24 protein-coding genes and 1 pseudogene are annotated in these 21555 nt (G+C 65.8%); 12 read left to right on the forward strand and 13 right to left on the reverse strand.

The features are described from left to right. Window positions 1-578: 578 nt before the first annotated feature. On the reverse strand, window positions 579-1526 hold the full coding sequence (locus ACTJKF_RS24990; protein WP_440627028.1) for an aldo/keto reductase: 948 nt from the start codon (window positions 1524-1526) through the stop codon (window positions 579-581). A gap of 138 nt (window positions 1527-1664) precedes the next feature. Here ACTJKF_RS24990 and ACTJKF_RS24995 point away from each other — a divergent pair, with 138 nt between their 5' ends. Then, window positions 1665-1871: a hypothetical protein gene (locus ACTJKF_RS24995; protein WP_440627030.1), complete on the forward strand. Its 207-nt coding sequence runs from the start codon at window positions 1665-1667 to the stop codon at window positions 1869-1871. 9 nt (window positions 1872-1880) lie between these two features. On the opposite strand, the gene ACTJKF_RS25000 is transcribed toward ACTJKF_RS24995, so the two are convergent. Beyond that, window positions 1881-2501: a LysE/ArgO family amino acid transporter gene (locus ACTJKF_RS25000; protein WP_440627031.1), complete on the reverse strand. Its 621-nt coding sequence runs from the start codon at window positions 2499-2501 to the stop codon at window positions 1881-1883. Between the two features lie 105 nt (window positions 2502-2606). On the opposite strand from ACTJKF_RS25000, the gene ACTJKF_RS25005 reads away from it, so the two are divergent. Then, window positions 2607-3500, forward strand: a complete 894-nt coding sequence (locus ACTJKF_RS25005) for a LysR family transcriptional regulator ArgP (RefSeq protein ID WP_440627033.1) — start codon at window positions 2607-2609, stop codon at window positions 3498-3500. 52 nt (window positions 3501-3552) lie between these two features. On the opposite strand, the gene fnr is transcribed toward ACTJKF_RS25005, so the two are convergent. The 3 genes from fnr to ACTJKF_RS25020 all read right to left on the reverse strand — a co-directional run bounded on the left by fnr (window position 3553) and on the right by ACTJKF_RS25020 (window position 5785). Continuing rightward, window positions 3553-4299, reverse strand: coding sequence for a fumarate/nitrate reduction transcriptional regulator Fnr (gene fnr, locus ACTJKF_RS25010; protein WP_440627035.1), 747 nt, complete (start codon window positions 4297-4299; stop codon window positions 3553-3555). A gap of 166 nt (window positions 4300-4465) precedes the next feature. Further along, window positions 4466-4939, reverse strand: a complete 474-nt coding sequence (locus tag ACTJKF_RS25015) for a universal stress protein (RefSeq protein ID WP_440627037.1) — start codon at window positions 4937-4939, stop codon at window positions 4466-4468. Window positions 4940-5374: 435 nt separating this feature from the next. After that, entirely contained in the window at window positions 5375-5785 is a 411-nt protein-coding gene (locus ACTJKF_RS25020; protein ID WP_440627038.1) for a DUF3005 domain-containing protein, read from the reverse strand. Window positions 5786-6064: 279 nt separating this feature from the next. Between ACTJKF_RS25020 and ACTJKF_RS25025 the strand changes: the two genes are divergently transcribed. Together ACTJKF_RS25025 and epsC are read left to right on the forward strand one after the other, a co-directional pair. Further along, window positions 6065-6298: a hypothetical protein gene (locus tag ACTJKF_RS25025; protein WP_440627039.1), complete on the forward strand. Its 234-nt coding sequence runs from the start codon at window positions 6065-6067 to the stop codon at window positions 6296-6298. Window positions 6299-6441: 143 nt separating this feature from the next. Next, entirely contained in the window at window positions 6442-7362 is a 921-nt protein-coding gene (gene epsC / locus ACTJKF_RS25030; protein WP_440627041.1) for a serine O-acetyltransferase EpsC, read from the forward strand. 33 nt (window positions 7363-7395) lie between these two features. Here epsC and ACTJKF_RS25035 read toward each other — a convergent pair whose 3' ends face one another. The 3 genes from ACTJKF_RS25035 to ACTJKF_RS25045 form a co-directional block, all read right to left on the reverse strand. Continuing rightward, window positions 7396-8199, reverse strand: a complete 804-nt coding sequence (locus ACTJKF_RS25035; protein ID WP_440627043.1) for an SDR family oxidoreductase — start codon at window positions 8197-8199, stop codon at window positions 7396-7398. Continuing rightward, a complete protein-coding gene (gene folE / locus ACTJKF_RS25040) occupies window positions 8199-8834 on the reverse strand; it encodes a GTP cyclohydrolase I FolE (protein WP_440627045.1) in 636 nt (211 codons plus the stop codon). Before folE ends, ACTJKF_RS25035 begins: the two co-directional genes overlap by 1 nt. A 112-nt stretch (window positions 8835-8946) precedes the next feature. Further along, complete coding sequence (locus ACTJKF_RS25045; protein WP_440627046.1) at window positions 8947-9873, reverse strand: LysR family transcriptional regulator; 927 nt, start codon at window positions 9871-9873, stop codon at window positions 8947-8949. A 116-nt stretch (window positions 9874-9989) separates the two neighbouring features. Here ACTJKF_RS25045 and pobA point away from each other — a divergent pair, with 116 nt between their 5' ends. From pobA to ACTJKF_RS25080, 7 genes are all read left to right on the forward strand, one after another. Next, entirely contained in the window at window positions 9990-11222 is a 1233-nt protein-coding gene (gene pobA / locus ACTJKF_RS25050) for a 4-hydroxybenzoate 3-monooxygenase (protein WP_440627048.1), read from the forward strand. Window positions 11223-11367: 145 nt separating this feature from the next. Next, complete coding sequence (locus ACTJKF_RS25055; protein WP_440627050.1) at window positions 11368-12084, forward strand: 3-oxoacid CoA-transferase subunit A; 717 nt, start codon at window positions 11368-11370, stop codon at window positions 12082-12084. A gap of 18 nt (window positions 12085-12102) precedes the next feature. Continuing rightward, window positions 12103-12759 carry a CoA transferase subunit B gene (locus tag ACTJKF_RS25060; RefSeq protein WP_440627052.1) on the forward strand — a complete coding sequence of 219 codons (657 nt, stop codon included), beginning with the start codon at window positions 12103-12105 and terminating at the stop codon, window positions 12757-12759. Between the two features lie 74 nt (window positions 12760-12833). Further along, window positions 12834-14192 (forward strand): 3-carboxy-cis,cis-muconate cycloisomerase, encoded by a 1359-nt coding sequence (locus ACTJKF_RS25065; RefSeq protein WP_440627054.1) that lies wholly within the window; start codon window positions 12834-12836, stop codon window positions 14190-14192. Between the two features lie 16 nt (window positions 14193-14208). Further along, entirely contained in the window at window positions 14209-14994 is a 786-nt protein-coding gene (gene pcaD, locus ACTJKF_RS25070) for a 3-oxoadipate enol-lactonase (RefSeq protein ID WP_440627056.1), read from the forward strand. A 10-nt stretch (window positions 14995-15004) separates the two neighbouring features. Beyond that, window positions 15005-15391, forward strand: a complete 387-nt coding sequence (gene pcaC, locus ACTJKF_RS25075; protein WP_440627058.1) for a 4-carboxymuconolactone decarboxylase — start codon at window positions 15005-15007, stop codon at window positions 15389-15391. 195 nt (window positions 15392-15586) lie between these two features. Further along, window positions 15587-16945: an MFS transporter gene (locus tag ACTJKF_RS25080; RefSeq protein ID WP_440627059.1), complete on the forward strand. Its 1359-nt coding sequence runs from the start codon at window positions 15587-15589 to the stop codon at window positions 16943-16945. A gap of 140 nt (window positions 16946-17085) precedes the next feature. Here ACTJKF_RS25080 and ACTJKF_RS25085 read toward each other — a convergent pair whose 3' ends face one another. Then, entirely contained in the window at window positions 17086-17334 is a 249-nt protein-coding gene (locus ACTJKF_RS25085; protein ID WP_440627061.1) for a hypothetical protein, read from the reverse strand. A gap of 108 nt (window positions 17335-17442) precedes the next feature. Beyond that, complete coding sequence (locus tag ACTJKF_RS25090; protein WP_440627063.1) at window positions 17443-18060, reverse strand: LysE family translocator; 618 nt, start codon at window positions 18058-18060, stop codon at window positions 17443-17445. Between the two features lie 670 nt (window positions 18061-18730). On the opposite strand from ACTJKF_RS25090, the pseudogene ACTJKF_RS25095 reads away from it, so the two are divergent. Then, window positions 18731-18853, forward strand: a pseudogene (locus ACTJKF_RS25095) (integrase core domain-containing protein); the annotation flags it as partial. A gap of 33 nt (window positions 18854-18886) precedes the next feature. Here the strand turns inward: ACTJKF_RS25095 and ACTJKF_RS25100 are convergent. The 3 genes from ACTJKF_RS25100 to ACTJKF_RS25110 form a co-directional block, all read right to left on the reverse strand. After that, entirely contained in the window at window positions 18887-19888 is a 1002-nt protein-coding gene (locus ACTJKF_RS25100) for an NADP-dependent oxidoreductase (protein WP_440627092.1), read from the reverse strand. A gap of 145 nt (window positions 19889-20033) precedes the next feature. Beyond that, window positions 20034-20897, reverse strand: coding sequence for an alpha/beta fold hydrolase (locus tag ACTJKF_RS25105; RefSeq protein ID WP_440627065.1), 864 nt, complete (start codon window positions 20895-20897; stop codon window positions 20034-20036). A gap of 69 nt (window positions 20898-20966) precedes the next feature. After that, window positions 20967-21548 (reverse strand): TetR/AcrR family transcriptional regulator, encoded by a 582-nt coding sequence (locus tag ACTJKF_RS25110; RefSeq protein ID WP_440627067.1) that lies wholly within the window; start codon window positions 21546-21548, stop codon window positions 20967-20969. Between the last annotated feature and the right edge of the window lie 7 nt (window positions 21549-21555).

Consider the following 21555-nt stretch of genomic DNA (forward strand, 5'->3'; position numbering starts at 1 on the left):
CTCAACGTTTTGATGCAGGGTGCGGCACGTAGGGAAAAAGTGATGCGGCTGAATATTGCTTGAGCCATGCGAAAGATATTTCTACGATTGCTGAGCAGACGATCCTCAATCGCTTTGACGGGAGACTCGTCCGGCCAGATGGATTTCGATCACCGAATCAGTGTGGATGAGTCGGATCGAAGCCGGCAGGTCGCGTATTACAGTCTCGGACAAGTCGTAGCGCGCCTGCGCTTGGACACGGGAAGCGAGGGCGAGTCCGAACGCCCGTAGCGGACCTGCTTCCTTCGCCATCAGGATGTCGCACGCATTTGTTCTGCGACGGCGAGATCCACAGCGGCGCGTCGCCGATGGCGCTGCGCAGCGCTGGTTGATACAGCGGAATGGGGGGCGAGGCGGCGCGTGGTTCATGCGCCGTTTTCGTTTTCATCGTGCCTTCATCGCGGCGCGGGCGGGTGGCCCGGCACGATGCTCGGCACCACCGATGCGCCGCCGAGTCGCAATCCATCGAACCATCGAACCATCGATCCGTTGCACCGCGAACCTCCGCGGCTCAGGCCGGCGACGCGCCGTGGACGCCCTCAGACCGCGCTGGCCGCGTCGATCTTGCGGATGTCGTCGTCGTCGAGCCGAACGCGGATCGCTTCGCCGAGCAAGGCAAGCTGCGCGAGCGACGTCGCGCTCGCGATCGGTGCGGTGATCGTCGGCCGCGCGATCTGCCATGCCAGCGCGATCGCGGCCGGTTGCGTGCCGTGCTTCGCCGACACGTCGTCGAGCGCCGCGAGAATGCGCAGGCCGCGCGCATCGAGATAGCCGGCGACGCGATCGCCGCGCACGCTCTTCTTCAGGTCGGCCTCGCTGCGGTACTTGCCCGACAGGAAGCCGCTCGCGAGCGCGTAGTAGTTGACGACGCCGAGCTTCAGGTCGCGCACGACCGGCTCGAGGTCGCGTTCATAGTCGGCGCGGTCGATCAGGTTGTATTCCGGCTGGATCACCTGGTAGGCGGGCAGGCCGTCGCGCCGGCTGATGTCGGCGGCTTCGCGCAGGCGCGCGCCGCTGTAGTTCGACGCGCCGATGATGCGCACCTTGCCCGCGTCGATCAGCGTCTGGTACGCGCCGAGCGTTGCTTCGAGCGGGGCCGTGTCGGCGAGATCGCGGTGCGAGAAATACAGGTCGATGTAGTCGGTCTGCAGGCGGCGCAGCGAATCGTCGACGGCCTTCAGGATGTTGTCCCTGGTCAGGCCGGCGCGTGCCTCGAGCAGGCCGACCTTGGTCGCGATCACGACCTGGTCGCGCTTGCCGGAGCGCTTGAGCCACTTGCCGATGATCGTTTCCGATTCGCCGCCGTGGTTGCCGGGCGCCCAGGCCGAGTAGACGTCGGCCGTGTCGATGAAGTTGATGCCGGTGTCGGCGAGCGCGTCGAGCAGCGCAAACGATGCGTTCTCGTCGACGGTCCAGCCGAAGACGTTGCCGCCGAAGGCGAGCGGTGAAACCTGGATGTCCGACGTGCCGAGGGTGCGTAGTGTCATGTTGCTCTCCGATATCTGCGAGATGAAGGGATCGAACGACAGGATGGGCCGGAATGAATGCGACGGGACGGCGGACGGGCGAAGCACGTGCGCCGTTGTCGCGGGACGCTGAAACATTCTCGCCCATCGGCTGGAATCGTGCAGCGGGCACACAGCCGCGAATGCGGCGAAATGGCGGCGGATAGCGGATGCATCGTCCGTTATCGAATGATTCGTGCTGTCGGATTGGATGCGGAGCCGAATTTTGCGATGCCGGTGCGCGAGGGGACGCGAATGGAAGCGCCGGCGATTCCGGCGCCGGAACGAAAAACGGGCGGCATGCTGCCGCCCGTGATCGATCGGTGACGCAACGCGTTATCGCAACTGCACGGCCGCCAGAAACAGCACCATGCTGCCGATCGCGCCATCCAGCACGCGCCACGCAACGGCCTTGCGGAACCACGGCGCGAGCAGTCGCGCACCGTATCCGAGCCCGAGGAACCACACGACGCTGACCGACATCGCGCCGATCGCGAACGCGACGCGTGTGCCTTCCGGCTCGCGTGCGCCGGCCGTGCCGATCAGCAGGAACGTATCGAGATACACGTGCGGGTTGAGCCACGTGAACGCGAGCGTCATCAGCACGATCGCGGCCGCACTTTGCGGCGGCGGTGCGACCGTGTCGCCACGCACGTCGAGCGTGTCGTGCCCCGGCTTGAACGCGCGGCGCAGCGCATTGATGCCGAACCATGCGAGATACGCGAGGCCGACGTACAGCACCACGTGGACGAAGGTCGGATAGCGCTCGACGAGTACCGATGCGCCGCCGACGCCGGCGCCGATCAGGATCATGTCGGACAGCGCGCACAGCAGCACGATCTTGCCGACATGCGCGCGCATGATGCCTTGCCGGAGCACGAACGCGTTCTGCGCGCCGATGGTGACGATGAGCGATCCGCACAGGGCGGCGCCGTGGGAAAAAGCGATCCAGTTCATGATGGGAGACGAGAAGCAGTAGACGGGTGAATCGGTTAGCGCTAGTCTGCGGGCAGCCATGACATAAGAGAAGCTAATTCACCTAATGCGGATTAAGGAAATCTAATGCTCGACTACGCGTTGCTCGACGCCCTCGCAGCCGTGATCCGGCACGGCTCGTTCGAACGGGCGGCCAAGGAGCTGAACGTCACGCCGTCGGCGGTATCGCAACGCGTGAAGCTGCTGGAGGAGCGCGTCGGCAGTGTGCTCGTCAAGCGCGGCCAGCCGTGCGTCGCGACGACGTCGGGCGCGCTGCTGTGCCGCCATACGGAGCGCGTGCAGCTGCTCGAGGCCGAGCTGGGCGGCCGGATGCCCGCATTGCCGGGCCAGATCGCGAGTGCGTGGCCGACGTTGCGCGTGGCCGTCAACGATGACAGCGTCGCGACCTGGTTCATCGACGCGGTCGGGCCGTTCTGCACCGAGCGCGAGACCCTGCTCGACCTCGTGATCGACGACCAGGACTACACGGCCGCGCGCATTCGCGACGGCAGCGTGCAGGGCGCGGTGACCGCGCAGGCCGAGCCGATCCAGGGATGCCGGTCGACGCGGCTCGGGCGCATCCGCTATCGCGCGGTGTGTTCGCCGGCGTTTTACGCGCGCTATTTCAGCGCGGGCATCACGCGCGATGCGCTGCGCCGCGCGCCGTGCGTCATGTTCAACCCGAAGGACGGTTTGCAGGCGCGTTTCATCCGGCGCGTGACGCGCGCGGATCTCGATCCGCCGCAACACTGGATCCCGCACGTCGCGGGCTATCTGCGCGCATGCGAAACGGGGCTGGGATGGGGGATGTGCCCGGACCGGATGGTCGATCGCCAACTGGCGGCGGGCGAGCTCGTCGACATGTCGCGCGGGCGGACCGTCGACATCGAGCTTTACTGGCAGAGCTGGCGCCTGTCGATCGGCTGGCTCGACGATTTCAGCGTGGCGCTCAAGGCGCGCGCGGCGCTGTTCCTCGACTGATCGGGGCGGAAGGCGCCGTAGAGGCGGGCGTGGCGGGTGGCGGCGCGCGGGGTCAGACGTGGTGCAGGCCGTCGAAGTCGACGATCTGCACGAGGCGGCCCTGCATTTCGATCAGGCCGCGCTTCTGGAACTTCGACAACGTGCGGCTGACCGTTTCGAGCGTCATGCCGAGATAGCTGCCGATGTCTTCGCGCGTCATCCGCAGGTTGAATTCCGACGGCGAGTAGCCGCGCTTCAGGTAACGCGACGACACGTCGAGCAGGAATGCGGCGACCCGTTCTTCCGCGTTCAGCGAACCGAGCAGCATGGTTTGCGACGTTTCGCGCACGATCTGCTCGCTCATCAGCTTGTGCATGCGCAGCTGCATCGTGCCGGCCTCCGAACACAGCGACTTGAGCGCGCTGTACGGAATCACGCAGACGGAGCTGTCTTCCAGCGCGACCGCGGTGCGCGGGTGCGTGTCGTCGCAGATGCCGTCGAGGCCGAGCGCTTCGCCCGCGAGGTGGAGGCCCGTGACCTGCTCGCGGCCGTCGTGGCGCGTGGCGACGGTTTTCAGCGAACCCGAGCGCACCGCGTACAGGTTGTCGAACATGTCGCCTTCGCGGAACAGCGCTTCGCCGCGCTTGACCGGGCGCGCCGCGCAGATGACCGATTCGAGGCGGCTGAGTGCTTCGGGCGCGAGGCCCTGCGGCATGCACAGGTGCCGCATGGCGCACGACGAGCAGTGCGGGGCCTGGCGGGAGGCCCAGCTGCCTGCATGGGGCTGGGCGGCGGGACGTGTGGCGACGGGCGTCAGCATGATCGTTTACTCCGGCGTTGAATCGACGAAATCATTGTCCCACCGCAAGTTGCGGCTGTCGGGTGACAAAACGTCGCGACCGTGCGCGCATGCCGCGTGGCGTCGCAGCGGCAGGCGTGCATGCGCGCAGTTTGCCTGCGCGGCTGCAACGCGCGCGCCGGCCCGCTCAGCCTTCCTGCTCGTCTTCGTCCGTGTGCGCGGCGGCCGGGATCAGCAGCACCGGCAGCGTCGCATGCCGCACGCACTGTTCGGCGATGCTGCCGAGCACGAGGCGGCGGAACCCGCGACGGCCGTGCGTGCCGAGCACCAGCAGATCGGCGCCGAACGCCTTCGCGCCGTCGAGGATCAGCGTCGATACGTCGTTGAGCGACGACGCCTCGTTCATCTGCGTTTCGCCCTTCACGCCGGCAGCCTGCATCCGCTTCGTGAAATCCGCCGCGAGCGCGGTGCCCTGCGCGATGAGCTGGTCGCGCAGCACGGACGGATCGTAGCCCGGCACGTTGTAATAGATCGCGGCGTTCTCGACGACGTAGAACGGTTGCAGTTCGGCACCGTGCTGCTTCGCGAGCGCGAGTGCGGCATCGAACGCGTGGCGGGACGTGTCGCTGCCGTCGATGGCAACCAGAATGCGCTTGTACATAGTGTCTCCGAGTGGCGGGTTGAGCGGAAGTCGGCGCAATGGCCGAACGGGCCGTGCGTTGCTGCGAGGCAGGGTAAACCAACGGCCGGGACTTTGCAGCGACGTCGCGGTCATCGCGATCGTCGCGCCGCGGCGGCGGGGCCGGCGTACCGCGATGGCGGCCCATGCGCGCGCCGCATGCTGCACTGCGTGATGCGCGCGGCGAAGCGCGAAGCGCATCGTGACCGCAGCCGCCGCGCGGACGATGAATCGCGACGCCTGCTCGCGCGAAGACAGCACGTGAGCGCCGTGCGGACACGCCATCGTCACTGAATACGGTTGCGCGGGCATCGTGTGACGGCAAGCCGCGAAAGGCCGGCACCTCGATCCGCCACCGTCGATCGCCGGTCGCGCTTCGATTCGCCAATCGAACGATCGATTCAAACGGCGCGCACGCTACCTCGGCACCGCCGTCAGTTCGATCACCCGTTCCGGCCGGCGTCCGTGACCGGGCCAGTACGTGCTGCCGTACATGCGATGAACGGGGCCGAACGCGGCGTCGGCGGCCTGCGACGGCGCGGCGAAGCCCTTCTCGATCACCGCGTAGCCAGCCCGCAGCGCGAAGGCCGGATGGTTGCCGCCCGGCCGGCTGTCGAACCCGGCGAAGCCGTCGCCGGCTTCCGGCATCGCGTTGACGAGCGATGCGTTGCTGCGCGTGATCTGGTCGGGCGAGAAGGCGCGGCCGCTCGCGAGACGTGCCGCCTCGCGATGCTTGCCGTCGGTGTCGACGGTGCTGTCGAGCGTGTCGTCGTTGTCGAGTTCGACGCTGCGCGGATGCGCGATGTGTGCTTGAGCGGACGTTTCCATCACGGCTCTCCTGGCGGCGAGGCGCTCCGGATCGAAGCAAATCCCGTTCCGGGCACGACGGGAAAACGGCGCGCGGGCGATCGCCGGGCTCGCATGGCGCGCGCTGATTTGTCCTGATTTATTTCAGCTAGAACACCCGTTTTCTACAGAGTATGATTCTTTTCCTGCGAAGCGGCGACAGGGGATGCAGTCTCGCCGCCTCTGCCCGCACCGGGGGCCACGTAGCACCCTTAAAGACGGGTAGTGAACAACAAACAAGGGACTAGAGGTGGCGGATTCATGCAAGCGAATACTGCGTTCACGCACCGCGGCTATCTGTTGAATTGCGCGCCCGCGCGCGCCAGTGACGGTTCGTTCAAACCTTACGTCGTGATCTCCCGATCGAGCGACGGGGAACTCGTCGCGAACCGTTTCTTTCCGATCGAGCTCCAGTTCAACGACGAAGGCGCCGCGATCGCGCATGCGCGCGACTGGGCCGTGCGCTGGATCGACGCGAGCAGCATCACGATCTGACCCGGTCGCGCGTCAGCAGCGTCGGCCGCCCGGCCGCCCCCCCCCCCCCGGCATGCCGCTGCCGGACGAAAACGCGGTAATCTTGTGGAACCCGTCACTTTATTAGCGGCCGTGCGTTCCAGCGCGGCTGCCTGCATTGTCATATGTCGACATCACCCGCCCGTCAGTGGGGCCTCGAAGAAATCGTTGCCGGCTTGCGCGAATCGCGCGAGGAACGCCATCGCACGCGCCATCCGCGCGGCATCCGTGAACTGCCGTCGCGCGACGCGATCTGCAAGATCGTCACGGGCCTGCGCGCGTCGATGTTTCCGACGCACTATGGCGCGCCGGATCTGACCGACGAAAGCGTCGATTACTACGTCGGCCACACGCTCGAAAGCACGTTGCGGATCCTGTCCGAACAGATTCGCCGCGCGCTGCCGTTCCTGCCCGAGCATGCGGACACGCCGTTCGCGGAGCTCGACGAACGCGCGTTCGAGATCGCGCGCGAGTTCGGCCGGCAGTTGCCGTCGGTTCGCGCGCTGCTGGTCAGCGACATCCAGGCCGCGTATGCGGGCGATCCGGCCGCGCAGCACATCACCGAGATCCTGCTGTGCTATCCCGGCGTGCTCGCGATGATGCACCATCGGCTCGCGCATGCCTTGCACCGGCTCGGCGTGCCGCTGCTCGCGCGCTTCATCAATGAAATCGCGCACTCGGCCACCGGCATCGACATCCACCCGGGCGCGCAGATCGGCCCGAGCTTCTTCATCGACCACGGCACCGGTGTCGTGATCGGCGAAACCGCGATCATCGGCGAGCGCGTGCGCGTGTACCAGGCCGTGACGCTCGGCGCGAAGAGCTTCCCGGCCGACGGCGAAGGCGCGCTGGTCAAGGGCAATGCGCGGCATCCGATCGTCGAGGACGACGTGGTGATCTACGCGGGCGCGACGATTCTCGGCCGCGTGACGATCGGGCGCGGCTCGGTGATTGGCGGCAACGTGTGGCTCACGCACAGCGTGCCGGCCGGCACGAGCGTCGCGCAGGGCAAGGTCCGCGAAGGCGGCAGCGCCGAGAAGCCGTAACGGCGGCGCGCGAACGGCGCCGGCGCGCTGAAGTCAGTGCTTGGCGCCTGGCGACCGATGCTTGTACAGCACGTCCTGGTCGACACGAATCAGGTTCTGCCCCGCATCGACGACGAAATCCACGCCGTTGTAGGCACTCCCCGTCAGCAGCAGGATTGCGCTCGCGACATCGCCGGGGCCGGCGATGCGCGCGAGCGGCGTCGATGCGCGGCTCGCGTGCTCGAAGTCGGCCTGCGTCTGGTCGTCGCTCGGCAGCATCAGCCCAGGGAACACCGCATTCACGCGCAGCACGGGCGACGACGACAGCGCGAGCATCTGCGTGAGATTGCCGAGCGCGGCTTTCGCGACCGTGTAGCTGAAATGGTCGCGGTGGAAGTTTTCCTTGATCTTCTGGTCGACTACGTTGACGACGACGCCCTGCGCGCCGGCCGCGCGGGCCCGTTCGTGGAACGCGCGCGTGAGCAGGATCGGCGCACGGCAGTTGACGGCCCAGGCCTGGTCGAACGCCGCGAGGTCGAAGCTCGGGAAGTGGTCCTGCCAGAACACCGACGCGTTGTTGACCAGCACGTCGAGGCGGCCGAAGTGCGCATACACCTGGTCGATCAGCGCGGTGATTTGCGCGGCATCCGACAGGTCGGCCTGCAGCGCGACCGAATCGTGCCCGCGTTCGGCGATCGTGCGGGCCGCCGCCTGTGCGGCATCGGCCGAGCGGTCGTAGTGGACCGCGGTGCGATAGCCGTGCGCGGCGAAATACTCGGCGAACGCGCGCCCGGCCCGGCGCGCGGCGCCGGTCACGAGCACGACCGGCGCGTTCGCCGCTTGCTTCGTAGACTGCATTACGTATTCGTCAGGTTGACTGAAGAAGGATTCGCGACGATCGACAGGAATTCGCGCCGCGTCGACGGATCGGTGCGGAACGTGCCGAGCATGCGCGACGTGACCATCTCGACGCCCGGCTTGTGCACGCCGCGCGTCGAGATGCACTGGTGCGCGGCTTCGAGGATCACGCCGACGCCTTTCGGCTGCAACACGTCGAACAGCGTGTCGGCGATCTGCACGGTCATCTTTTCCTGGATCTGCAGGCGCTTCGCGAATGCGTCGACGAGACGCGCGAGCTTCGAGATGCCGACGACGCGATGGTTCGGCAGATACGCGACGTGCGCGCGGCCGATGATCGGCACCATGTGATGCTCGCAGTAGCTCTCGAAGCGGATGTCCTTCAGCACGATCATTTCGTCGTAGCCGTCGACTTCGCTGAACGTGCGCGCGAGGATGTCGCGCGGGTCCAGCGCATAGCCGGCGAAGAACTGTTCGTATGCGCGCACGACGCGTGCGGGCGTGTCGAGCAGGCCTTCGCGGGCGGGATCGTCGCCGGCCCAGCGCAGCAGCACGCGAACGGCATCCTCGGCTTCTTCCCGGCTCGGCCGGGTGGCGGCCGGCTCGGGCGCTGCGGTTTTCTTACCCTTACCCATCTAGTGGCTCCATCGAATGCGGCCGCCTGCGGCGGCGCGGATATCCGGCCATTGTTTCATGCTTTCGCGGGTCGTGCGTGCGGCGCGCCGCTCACCGGCCGCGCGCCTTTCGTCACTTCGGCCATTCGTCCTGCTCGTCGTTGAACAGCGACGCGACGATGCCGCGCAGCCACGCGGTGCGCGGATCGTTGTGGAACTTGCGATGCCAGTGCTGCTTCAGGTCGAAGCGCGGCAGCGCGAGCGGCGGCTCGACCGGCACGATGAACGCGTGCTCGGCCGCATACGCATAGCCGATCGCATGCGGCACCGTCGCGATCAGGTCGGTGCGGCTCAGGATGAACGGCAGGCTCATGAAGTGCGGCGTCTCGAGCACCGCGCGACGCTGCATGCGCTGCTTCGCGAGGTATTTCTCGAGCACCTCCTGGCTGCGCCCTTCGGCGCGCACCACCGCGTGCCCGCACCCGAGGAACTGCTCGACCGTGAACGGCGGTGCCTGCTCGAACGGATGGCCGCGCCGCATCAGGCAGACGAACCGATGCGTAAACAGCCGCTGCTGGAAGAAGTTGTTGCCGTCGAGATCGGGGAAGTAGCCGACCGCGAGATCGATCGAGCCGGCTTCGAGGCCGCGGCCGACTTCGTCATGCGCGAGCGAGACCGAGCGCAGGTTCGCATGCGGTGCGCACGTCGTGAAGGCCTGCAGCAGTTTCGGCAGGAACACGATCTCGCCGACGTCCGACAGCGCGATCGAGAACGTATGCGTGCTCGCCGCCGGATCGAAGTCGTGCGGCGCGACGAGGCCGCGCTCGATCTGCGCGAGCGCGTCGCGGGCGGCCGGCAGCAGCGCGAGCGCGCGCGGCGTCGGCTCCATCCCGCGCGACGTGCGCACGAACAGCGGATCGCCGAAATAGTCGCGCAGGCGGCCGAGCGCCGTGCTCACGCGCGGCTGGCTCACGCCGAGCAGGGTGCCGGCACGGCTGACGTTGCGCGCGTCGTCGAGCGCGACGAGGTAGGGAATCAGGTTCAGATCGAGCGCGTCCATCGTCAGGACAGTATCTTCAAAACGTATACAACTTATCTCCTGAATCGCGTTGCCGCATAGTCGGGAAAGCGCTCAAATGGGTTCCATTACTCGAACCAAAGTTCTGGAGACGAACAATGCGCACCCAAGTCGCGATCATCGGCGCCGGCCCGTCCGGCCTTTTGCTGTCCCATCTGCTGCGCCTGCAAGGCGTCGATGCCGTCCTCGTCGAAGCACGTTCGCGCGAATACTGCGAGAACCGCATCCGCGCCGGCGTGCTGGAACAGGGGACGGTCGACACGCTGAACGAAGCCGGCCTCGGCGACCGGATGCGCCGCGAAGGGCTCGAGCATCACGGCATCGAGCTGCTGTTCTCCGGCCAACGCCATCGCATCGACCTGAGCGCGCTCACCGGCGGGCGGGCGATCACCGTCTACAGCCAGCATGAAGTCGTGCGCGACCTGATCGCGGCCGGCGACGCACATGGCCACCCCATGCACTTCGACGTCACCGACGTCGCGCTGCACGATGTCGAAAGCGAGCACCCGTTCGTCACGTTCAAGCATGCGGACGGCCGCGCGGACCGCATCGACTGCGACTACGTCGCCGGCTGCGACGGCTTCCACGGCATCGCGCGCCAGACGATTCCCGCCGAGCGGCGGAATACGTTCGAGCGCGTCTATCCGTTCGCGTGGCTCGGCATCCTGGCCGACGCGGCGCCGTCGCTCGACGAGCTCGTCTACGCGCACCATGACAACGGCTTCGCGCTGTTCTCGATGCGCTCGCCGACGGTCACGCGCCTCTATCTGCAGTGCAAGCCCGACGAAAACCTCGCCGAATGGTCCGACGCGCGGATCTGGGACGAACTGCACACGCGCTTCTCGAACGACACCGGCTGGACGCCGACCGAGGGTCGGATCACGCAGAAGAGCGTGACGCCGATGCGCAGCTTCGTGTCGGAGACGATGCAGCACGGCCGCCTGTTCCTGGCCGGCGACGCCGCGCACATCGTGCCGCCGACCGGCGCGAAAGGGATGAACCTTGCGGTGGCCGACGTCCGCGCGCTGTCCCGCGCACTGGGCGCGCGCTACCGCACCGGCGACGCGACGCCGCTCGAGCGCTATTCGGCGACCTGTCTCGAACGCGTGTGGCGCGCCGAGCATTTCTCGTACTTCATGACGAACATGCTGCATGCGTCGCCGGACGATTCGCCGTTCGTCAATCGCCTGAAGTTTGCCGAGCTGAAGTACGTGACGCGCTCGCGGGCCGCCGCGCAGTCGCTGGCCGAAAACTACGTCGGCCTGCCGTTCGACGATCAGGTCTCCCCCGAGGGATCCCGCCTTGACAACGCGCTGTGCGCGACTCTATGATCGGCCCATCGTTCGCTAATCGAATCTAGGTTCGAATAGCGAACAAATGCCGAGGGTCGACGATGGCCTCCGGCGCGGCACGCGACACGCGCGTGTCCCCTCGACAGGCCGCGCATCGTGCCGCGGGTTCGTATCAGGAAGAGACATGGTCAACAAGATTTTCGAATCGCTTCAATCGGCGGTCGCGGACGTCCACGACGGCGCGACCATCATGATCGGCGGCTTCGGCACGGCAGGCATGCCGTCCGAACTGATCGACGCGCTGATCGAGCAGGGCGCGCGCGGCCTGACGATCGTCAACAACAACGCGGGCAACGGCGAAACCGGTCTCGCGGCGCTGCTCAAGGCGAAGCGGGTGCGCAAGATCATCTGCTCGTTCCCGCGCCAGAGCGACTCGCAGGTGTTCGATGCGCTGTACCGCGCGGGCGAGATCGAGCTGGAACTCGTGCCGCAGGGCAACCTCGCGGAGCGGATCCGCGCGGCGGGCGCCGGCATCGGCGGCTTCTTCACGCCGACGGGCTTCGGCACGAAGCTCGCGGAAGGCAAGGAAACGCGCGTGATCGACGGCAAGTCGTATGTGTTCGAGACGCCGATCCACGCCGATTTCGCGCTGGTGAAGGCGTACAAGGGCGATCGCTGGGGCAACCTGGTCTATCGCAAGACCGCGCGCAACTTCGGGCCGATCATGGCCAGCGCCGCGAAGGTCGCGATCGTGCAGGTGTCGGAAATCGTGCCGCTCGGCGGGCTGAACCCGGAACACATCGTGACGCCCGGCATTTTCGTGCAGCGCGTCGTCGAAGTGCCGCAGGCCGCGCATGCGGCCGAGCTGGCCGCCGAACGTGCCGCGTCGCAAGCCGCCTGACTGCCCTAGGAGACCGACATGAAACGACTGACCCGCGATGAAATGGCCAAGCGCGTCGCCCAGGACATCCCTGAAGGCGCGTACGTGAACCTCGGCATCGGCGTGCCGACGCTGGTGGCGAACCACCTCGATCCCGCCAAGGAAATCTTCCTGCACAGCGAGAACGGCCTGCTCGGCATGGGCCCGGCGCCCGCGCCCGGCGAGGAAGACGACGAGCTGATCAACGCCGGCAAGCAGCACGTGACGCTGCTCACCGGCGGCGCGTATTTCCACCACTCGGATTCGTTCGCGATGATGCGCGGCGGCCACCTCGACTACTGCGTGCTCGGCGCCTTCCAGGTGTCGGCGAACGGCGACCTCGCGAACTGGCATACGGGCGCGCCCGATGCGATTCCGGCCGTCGGCGGCGCGATGGACCTCGCGATCGGCGCGAAGCAGGTGTTCGTGATGATGGAGCACCTGACGAAGCAGGGCGAGAGCAAGATCGTCGCGCAGTGCTCGTATCCGGTGACCGGCGTGCAGTGCGTGAGCCGCATCTATACCGATCTCGCCGTGCTCGACGTGACGGCCGACGGCCTCGCGGTGAGCGAGATCTTCACCGACCTGTCGTTCGACGAACTGCAGACGCTGACCGGCGTGCCGCTGATCGACGCGACGCGCAAGGCCGCGGCCTGAACGGCAAGCGTGCCNNTGCACGCCGGCACGCTTGGGTAGACAATAGGCGCACGCCGTTTCCCCTCTCTGATGCCATGCTCGAAGACAGCGCCCGCCTGACCTCCCTCATCTGCGGCATCGAGCCGCTCAACCGGATCTGGTCGCCCCGCGCGACGATCCAGCGGATGCTCGACGTCGAGGCCGCGCTCGCGCGTGCGCTCGCCGCGCAGCAGGTGATTCCCGCCACCGCGGTCGCGCCGATCGAACGCGCGTGCCGCGCCGATCGGCTCGACGCCGATGCGCTCGCGCACGGCGCGGCGCTCGGCGGCAATCTCGCGATTCCGCTCGTCAAGCAGCTCACCGCCCAAGTGAAGGCCGACGACCCCGAGGCCGCGAAGTTCGTGCACTGGGGCGCGACGAGCCAGGACATCATCGATACCGCAACCGTGCTGCAGCTGCGCGACACGCTCGACGTGCTCGAGCCGCTGCTCGACGAAGCGTGCGCGTCGCTCGCGACGCTCGCGCGCGCGCATCGTGCGACGCCGATGATCGGCCGCACGTGGTTGCAGCAGGCGCTGCCCATCACGCTCGGCCTCAAGTTCGCGCAATGGCTCGATGCACTGCTGCGTCATCGCGCGCGTTTCGCCGAGTTGCGCGCGCGCGCGCTGGTGCTGCAGTTCGGCGGTGCCGCCGGCACGCTGGCGAGCCTGCGCGAGCAGGCGTCCGGCGTGAGCGCCGCGCTCGCGGCCGACCTGAAGCTCGCGCTGCCGGCCGTGCCGTGGCATACGCAGCGCGACCGCATCGCCGAAGCCGCCTCGTGCTTCGGGATGCTGACCGGCACGCTCGGCAAGATCGCGCGTGACGTGTCGCTGCAGATGCAGACCGAAGTCGGTGAGCTCGGCGAACCGGCGGCCGCCGGCAAGGGCGGCTCGTCGACGATGCCGCACAAGCGCAACCCGGTCGGCTGCGCGGCCGTGCTGACCGCCGCGGTGCGTGCGCCGAACCTCGTCGCGACCGTGTTCGCGGGGATGGTCCAGGAGCACGAGCGCGCGCTCGGCGGCTGGCAGGCCGAATGGGACGCGCTGCCCGATCTGGCCCGCCTGACCGGCGGCGCGCTTGCGCAGATCGCACAGATCGTCGCGGGCCTCGACGTCAACACCGAACGCCTCGCCGCGAACCTCGGCCTGACGCACGGGCTGATCCTCGGCGAAGCCGTGATGCTTGCGCTCGGCGACCGGATCGGCCGGCTCGATGCACATCACGTCGTCGAGCATGCGTCGAAGGAAGCCGTGCGCACCGGCGCGACGCTGTTCGACGTGCTTGCCGCGGATGCGACCGTATCCGCCCATCTTTCGCGCGACGCGCTTGCGCGGCTGCTCGATCCCGCACATTACGTCGGCGAGGCGCAGGCCTATGTCGACGCCGTGCTCGCGCTGCACGCGGGCGTGCAATAACCAGGAGAACATTGAGATGCCTTTCGCCACTGTCAACGGCGTGAAACTGCATTACCGGATCGACCGTGCCGCGCGCGACGACGCGCCGTGGCTCGTCTTCTCGAACTCGCTCGGCGCCGACCTGCAGATGTGGGCGCCGCAGATTCGCCCGCTCACGCAGCATTTCAATATCCTGCGCTACGACACGCGCGGCCACGGCCATTCCGATGCGCCGGCCGGTTCGTACACCGTCGACCAGCTCGCGGGCGACGTGATCGGCCTGCTCGACCACGTCGGCATCGAGCGCGCGCACTTCTGCGGGATCTCGATGGGCGGCCTGACCGGCGCCGCGCTCGCCGCGCGCTTCCCGTCGCGCATCGTGCGCGCGGTGCTGTCGAACACCGCCGCCAAGATCGGCTCGCCGGAAGTGTGGGCGCCGCGTGCGCAGAAGGCGCGCGCCGAAGGGATGGCCGCGCTCGCCGACGCCGTGCTGCCGCGCTGGTTCACCGACACGTTCGTCGAACGCGAGCCGCGCCTGTTCGACGCGATTCGCGACACGTTCGTGCATACCGACAAGGACGGCTACGCGGCGAACTGCGACGCGCTGAATGCGGCCGACCTGCGCGAGGAAGTGAAGGGCATCGCGCTGCCGGTGCTCGTCGTGACCGGCGCGAAGGACATGTCGACGCCGCCCGACCAGGGTCGTGCGCTGGCGGCCGCGATTCCCGGCGCGCGTCACGTCGAATTCGACGCCGCGCATATTTCGAACATCGAGTGCACCGACGGCTTCAACCGTGCGCTGCTCGACTTCCTGACCGCGTGAGGCACCGACGATGGACGACCAGCAACGTTACGAAGCAGGGATGAAGGTGCGCCGCGCGGTGCTCGGCGACGCGCACGTCGACCGTTCGATCGAGAACCGTACCGAGGTGACCGACGAATTCCAGAATCTCATCACGCGCTACGCGTGGGGCGAGATCTGGACCCGCGACGGCCTGCCGCGTCATACGCGCAGCCTGCTGACCATCGCGATGATGGTCGCGCTGAACCGCGGCGAGGAACTCGCGCTGCATCTGCGCGCCGCGCGCAACAACGGCGTGACGCGCGACGAGATCAAGGAAGTGCTGCTGCAGACCGCGATCTATTGCGGCGTGCCGGCTGCGAATTCCGCGTTCCATCTCGCGGACAAGATCTTCAAGGAACAGGATGCGGCCGGCTGAGCACCGGAAGTGACCCGATCGCGCGGCCCGCTGATGTTCGCGGACCGTTGACGATCGACGAACGCGCCGGCGGCGAATCGGTGCGTGAACGAAGGAAAGGCGCGGCCACGAGGCCGCGCTTCTTGCCTATATCAATGTTGGATGGGACCGGAGCAAGCGCTGACGCGCCAACTTCGGCCGACAAGGAGACTCGCGATGAATCGCACACCCGTGGTCGATGTCCAGACCTTCATCAACGAGCAGCCGTTCGGCGGCTTCCAGTGGCTCGTGTTCCTGATGTGTTTCGTGATCGTGCTGCTCGACGGCTTCGATACGGCCGCGATCGGCTTTATCGCACCGTCGCTGCTCGGCGAATGGAACCTCACCAAACCCGATCTCGCGCCGGTGCTCAGCGCCGCGCTGTTCGGCCTCGCGTGCGGCGCGCTCGTATCGGGCCCGCTGTCGGATCGCCTCGGCCGCCGTTCGCTGCTGCTCGGCTCGGTGTTCCTGTTCGGCGTCGCGTGCTTCGCGTCCGCGTTCTCGAACACGATCGGCCACCTGACGATCCTGCGTTTCGTCACCGGTGTCGGCCTGGGTGCCGCGATGCCGAACGCCGTCACGATGATGGGCGAGTTCTGCCCGGACAAGCGTCGTGCGACCGTGATCAACCTGATGTTCTGCGGCTTCCCGCTCGGCGCCGCGTTCGGCGGTTTTCTCGCCGCGTGGATGATTCCGCATTTCGGCTGGCGCAGCGTGCTGATGCTCGGCGGCGTGACGCCGCTGCTGCTCGGCGTGCTGTTGCTGTTGAAGATGCCTGAATCGGTGCGCTTCATGGTCGCGCATGGCCGGAGTGTCGACCGGATTCGCGCGACGCTCGCGCGCATCTCGCGCGCCGCGCTGAACGCCGGCTCGTTCGCGATGACCGAAACGGCACCGCAGACGGGCAGCAAGGGGCTCGGCGTCGTGCTGTCGCGCTCGTATATCGTCGGTTCCGTGATGCTGTGGATCGCGTACTTCATGGGCCTCGTGATCTTCTACGCGTCGATCAACTGGATGCCGATCCTGCTGAAGGACGCCGGCCTGACGCCGAAAAGCGCGACGCTGATCTCCGCGCTGTTCCCGCTCGGCGGCGTTGGCGCCGTGCTGTGCGGCGTGCTGATGGACCGCTTCAACGCGAACCGCGTGATCGCCGTGTGCTATGCGCTGACCGCGATCAGCGTATACGCGATCGGGCAGGCCGCGGGGAATGTGGGGATGCTCGTGCTGACCGTGTTCATCGCGGGCGTGCTGATGAACACCGCGCAATCGTCGATGCCGGCGCTCGCCGCCGCGTTCTATCCGACCGAGGGTCGCGGCACAGGCGTGGCGTGGATGCTGGGTGTCGGGCGTTTCGGCGGGATTGCCGGGTCGTTCCTCGTCGCCGAACTGACGCGCCGGCACTTCTCGTTCGCCGGTGTGTTCGCGACGATCGCGGTCGCGGGCCTGCTCGCCTGCGTCGCGTTGGCGATCAAGCAGATGGCGCGACCGCACGGCGTCGCGCAACCGGCCGGCAAGATCGAGTCGCTCGGACATTGAGCGGAATCGGGGCCGGGGCGACGCGCCGGCCCTGCGTGTGGTGCGGTTGCCGTTGCCGCTGCTGCTGATCGCAAGGCGGCCGACACGCAACGACAGACGGGCCGCTTCGGCGGCCCTTCACCATTGCGGCCGTCGCGCCGCTATTCCTCCGCGTCGTGTTCCTTCACGAAGTGGCGCAGATACGCGCGCAGCGCGGCCTCCTGGCTGCGATGATCGTCGTGGTTCGCGGCGCCCAGCGCTTGCTCGTCGCCGAACAGCGTGGGCGGCGCGCAGTACGTACCCACTTCGATGTTTTCGCGCAGCACGCGGATCTCGTGCGTGAGCGGGTGGTACTCGGCGATCCAGTGCATGCCTTCAATGTGTTCGCCGGTTTTCAGCATTGGCTTCATCGGCTCTCTCCATGCAGCTGCGGTGCAACCGCCGAAGCGGTCGTACGCGCCCGTACCAAAAGGGTACGCCTGCGGGGCGTGAAGCTCAACGGGGGCGCTGGTGAGCGCTTACTGCGGCAACAGATGTGCGATGAGCGGATACAGCGACAGGATCAGCAGCACGGCCATGGTCACGTTGAAGATGCGCAGCGCGCGGCGGTTCGACAGGAAGCGGCGCAGGCCGAGGCCGAACGCGGCCCACAGGCTGATGCACGGGAAGCCGATCAGGATGAACACGACGGCCATCCACGCGGCATTCATCCCGTAGTCGGCGGACAGGCGGATCGTCGTCGCGGCGGTCAGCACCATCATCCACGCCTTCGGATTGACCCACTGGAACGCGGCGGCTTCGATGAACGTCATCGGCCGCGGCTTGGCGCCTTGCGCCTTCACTTCGCCGGACGTGCCGATGCGCCAGGCGAGGTACAGCAGATACGCGACGCTCGCCACTTCGAGGATCGTGTACAGGAGCGGCACGCGACGGAACGCTTCGCCGAGGCCGAAGCCGACGCACAGCATCAGGATCGCGACGCCGATGCTGATGCCGAACAGATGCGGCATCGTGCGGCGGAAACCGAAATTGACGCCGGACGCGAGCAGCATCGTGTTGTTCGGGCCAGGCGTGATCGACGTGACGAGCGCGAACAGCATGCCGGCAGGCAACGCGCTGAGGGTGAGGAATTCCATCGCGGATTCTCCATTCGTGTTCGAGACTGGGATGGAGTCAGTGTAGCGACGGTTTTCTGTACAGTACCGGTACAGTTTGTTTGACGATTGCCGGTACGGGGGCCGGCGGGGGTGAGCGGCTGCCGCCCCGCTCTGTGGTCTCGCAGAAAAGATGTCCGCGGTCTCAATATGTTGTCTTTGAATAAATGACTGCATTCCGTATATGAGGGACGTGACTTGCATCGACCTGCGCGAAAGGATCGGAAAATATTCGATCATGAGCGAGTCCGGTGCAATGTTCGATCGACAACGTCATCGCATCGTGGTCGCATCGAGGGCACTCATCTGCCATCTCACGGGCGAAGTTCCTGAACGCCTTGCTACGGCCGTCGAACGCCCGTAAATGCCACCACGGCCAGGTGTGAATCAACGCATGCGTCGTCAGCGGCAGCTCAGGCGGCTCTTGGCATGGCGGCAAACCCTGCAGGTTAATTTCTGCGCAGCCCCGCTTCCCTCAGCGACGCCGAGTTCGACACAGAGCACCAGCGCCCCGCCGGGAAGGCGCCTGCCCACAGCAGCATCGTCATGTGCAACCTATTTCTGAGTTTCTGAGCCTGACGTCGCTGCCGCACGCTAGATCAGAAGGCTCTGTGTCGTTGTGCCACCGGAGCAGTCATCTGGCAGTCCGTAGCAAGATGGGTTCGTCGAAAGCTTCAACGGCAAACTGCGCGACGAATTTCCGAACCATGAATGGTTCCGAAGCTGCGCCGAGGGCAAGGTGCTCATCGAACGCTGGCGGCAATTCTACAACGAGCACCACACCAACCCGACAGCGTACATCGCCACCTTACTTGATTTTGACGACGACCTTACCCTTGGCGCGTCCTTGGGCCAGGTATTCAAGCGCGTCCTTTGCTTGTTCAAACGGAAATACCTTGTCAATCACAGGATGGATACGTTCGGACGTAAGCAGTTTGCCAATCTCGGCAAGTTGAGCACCGTCGGGGCATACGAAGAGAAATGAATAGGTGACGTCCCGCTTTCTCGCAAGACGCATGATCTTGCGGCTCATTAGGCCGAACACAAACTTCAGGACGAAGTTCAGCCCGCGAGCGCGGGCGAACGCTGCGTCCAGCGGCCCGATAAGAGAGACGATCTTCCCTCCCGGCCTCAGGATTCCTACCGATTTTTCAACCGCGTCACCCCTGATCGTGCCAAGCACCACATCGTAGTCACGCAGTACCTTCTCGAATGCTTGCTTCTTGTAGTCGATTACTTCGTCCGCGCCCAGGCTTGCCACCAACGGGATATTACCCGTGCTGGTATTGGTTCCCACCTTGGCGCCAAAATATTTGGCCAGTTGGATCGCAAATGTTCCAATACCGCCCGACCCCGCAGGAATGAACACTTTCTGACCCGGCTGAAGACCGGCACGCTCCTTCAGTGCTTGCCATGAAGTGAGCCCGACCATTGGGACCGAGGCGGCCTGCACGAAGTCCAGATTAACCGGTTTCGGGGCTGCAGCGCTCTCCGGTACCACTGCAAATTCGGCGATAGATCCTCTTCCAAGGTCGAACAGACTTGCAAAGATGGCGTCGCCTTTCTTGAAGCGGGTTACGCGGCTGCCAACATCGATCACAATGCCAGCCAGATCGCTACCCATGGTTGCGGGTAGTTGGAGCTTCAAGACGGGTTTGAACATTCCCGTTGGTATCATGTTGTCGATCGGGTTTACCCCCGCGGCGTGAACCTCAACCAGCAGCTCGTCGGGCTTTAGCGTGGGGCGCGGAACTTCGGCGAACCCAATCTCGGGTGATTTGCCATAGCGTTGGAATGTGAGTGCTTTCATGTTGCTCTTGCTCCGATGTTGCGTTGTATTGTGAAGGCGCTGAACTGAGCCGCGCTCACGCCCACGCGACGAATATTGGTCGAGAATCATGCGTGCTCTGCTGGGGTCCGCGAGAAACTTCAAACGCCGCCGGTCCACAAAGTATTTATTGCGATAGGAACTTCAGTGCCGTGGGTACGAAGTTGGTGTAATGCTGGAAGATTCCACCGTGGCCAGCGTCCGGATAAATGACGAGTTGCGCCCCGGGGATGCGGCGGGCCATATCGTGGCTGAGCGCGGTGGGTACCATAATGTCGTTATCCCCATTCGCGATCAGGACAGGCATGGTCAGACTGGCGAGGTCCTGTGGCGCCTGCTGGCCCCAAGCCTTGATCGCCTTGAGTTGACGAAGGAAGGCGCGAGGTGTCGGCCCCTTGTCGCGGCCAGCCTTACGTTCCTTCAACCGTTTCAAGAAGGCGCTTGCCGCCCGCCGGCCATTGGTTGTGGAGGTGAAGAACAGATACGCCTTCGGATCGCGTAGCGTGAGCAGGCCTTTGAGCATGAGTGGCCAGGACACGGCACCCACACGATCGATACCGTGACCGCCGGCGGGACCCGTGCCAGTGAGGATGAGCTTGCGCACCAGGCCTGGCGCCTTGAGAGTCACGTCCTGCGCCACGAAGCCGCCAAGCGAGAAGCCAAGCAGATCGACTTGATCGAAACCCATTGCGCGAATCAGTGCGATGGTGTCGCGCGCCATTTCGTCCACGGTCACCGGCGCGACGCCACCGGATAAGCCAATTCCTCGATAGTCGATGGCGATAACGCGATGCTTGTGAGCCAAGCCATCGACGATGCGCGGGTCGAAGTTGTCCAGCACGGCTCCCCAATGATTTAGCAAAACTAAAGGAATTCCGCCGTGCGGACCCAGTTCACGGTAGACGAAGGTGGTTCCAGCCGCCTTGACGAACTTGTTCGGTGCTTGAGCAAACGACGTTGCCGATTGGGTGTCCGGGTTGATGCTCTTCATCATCGACTCCTTGGGTGCTACTTTCATATGTCGAGCATCATGCTGACGGGTAAAAAAAGCGGTCGGACTTCAATCCGCGCAGCAAGCAAGATGCTCGAGTGCTGCTTCAAGCATCGATTCGGACAACGGCTCTTCGTCGACTGCGCGCGCCAGGATCACGGCCCCAATCATCGTCGCTGCGGTCGCCAGGGCACGCTTGTGCGCATCGGGCTCGCCCCAGTCGGCCGATTGGCGAGAGACGACTTCGATCATTTCTTTGATGCGGCGCGTAATTGCGCGTCGTACCGCCGGCGCCTGACGCGGCATTTCCGTTCCCAGAGCGGCGATTGGGCAACCGGCCTCCGGGTTTTTCACGTGCTCCTTGGACAGATAAGCTCGCAGGAGCGCCCGCAGGGAATGCTCGGCGGGCACGGCTGCTGCACAGCGCAAAAAGGTGGCGATGGCATCGGCACCGGCTCGATCCGCCAACTCGACCAGCATTGCCTCTCGCGAGGCGAAATGCCCATAAAACCCGCCGTGGGTGAGGCCCGCGTGCTTCATGATGTCGGCAATGGCGACGCCGTCATACCCACTGCGGCGGATCACGCGCGCGCCAGCGTCGACGATGCGCTCGTGCGTGGCTTCCTTGGATCGGGTGGTGGATCGTTTCATATGACGT

Source organism: Burkholderia sp. 22313 (assembly GCF_052045245.1).
GTDB lineage: Bacteria > Pseudomonadota > Gammaproteobacteria > Burkholderiales > Burkholderiaceae > Burkholderia.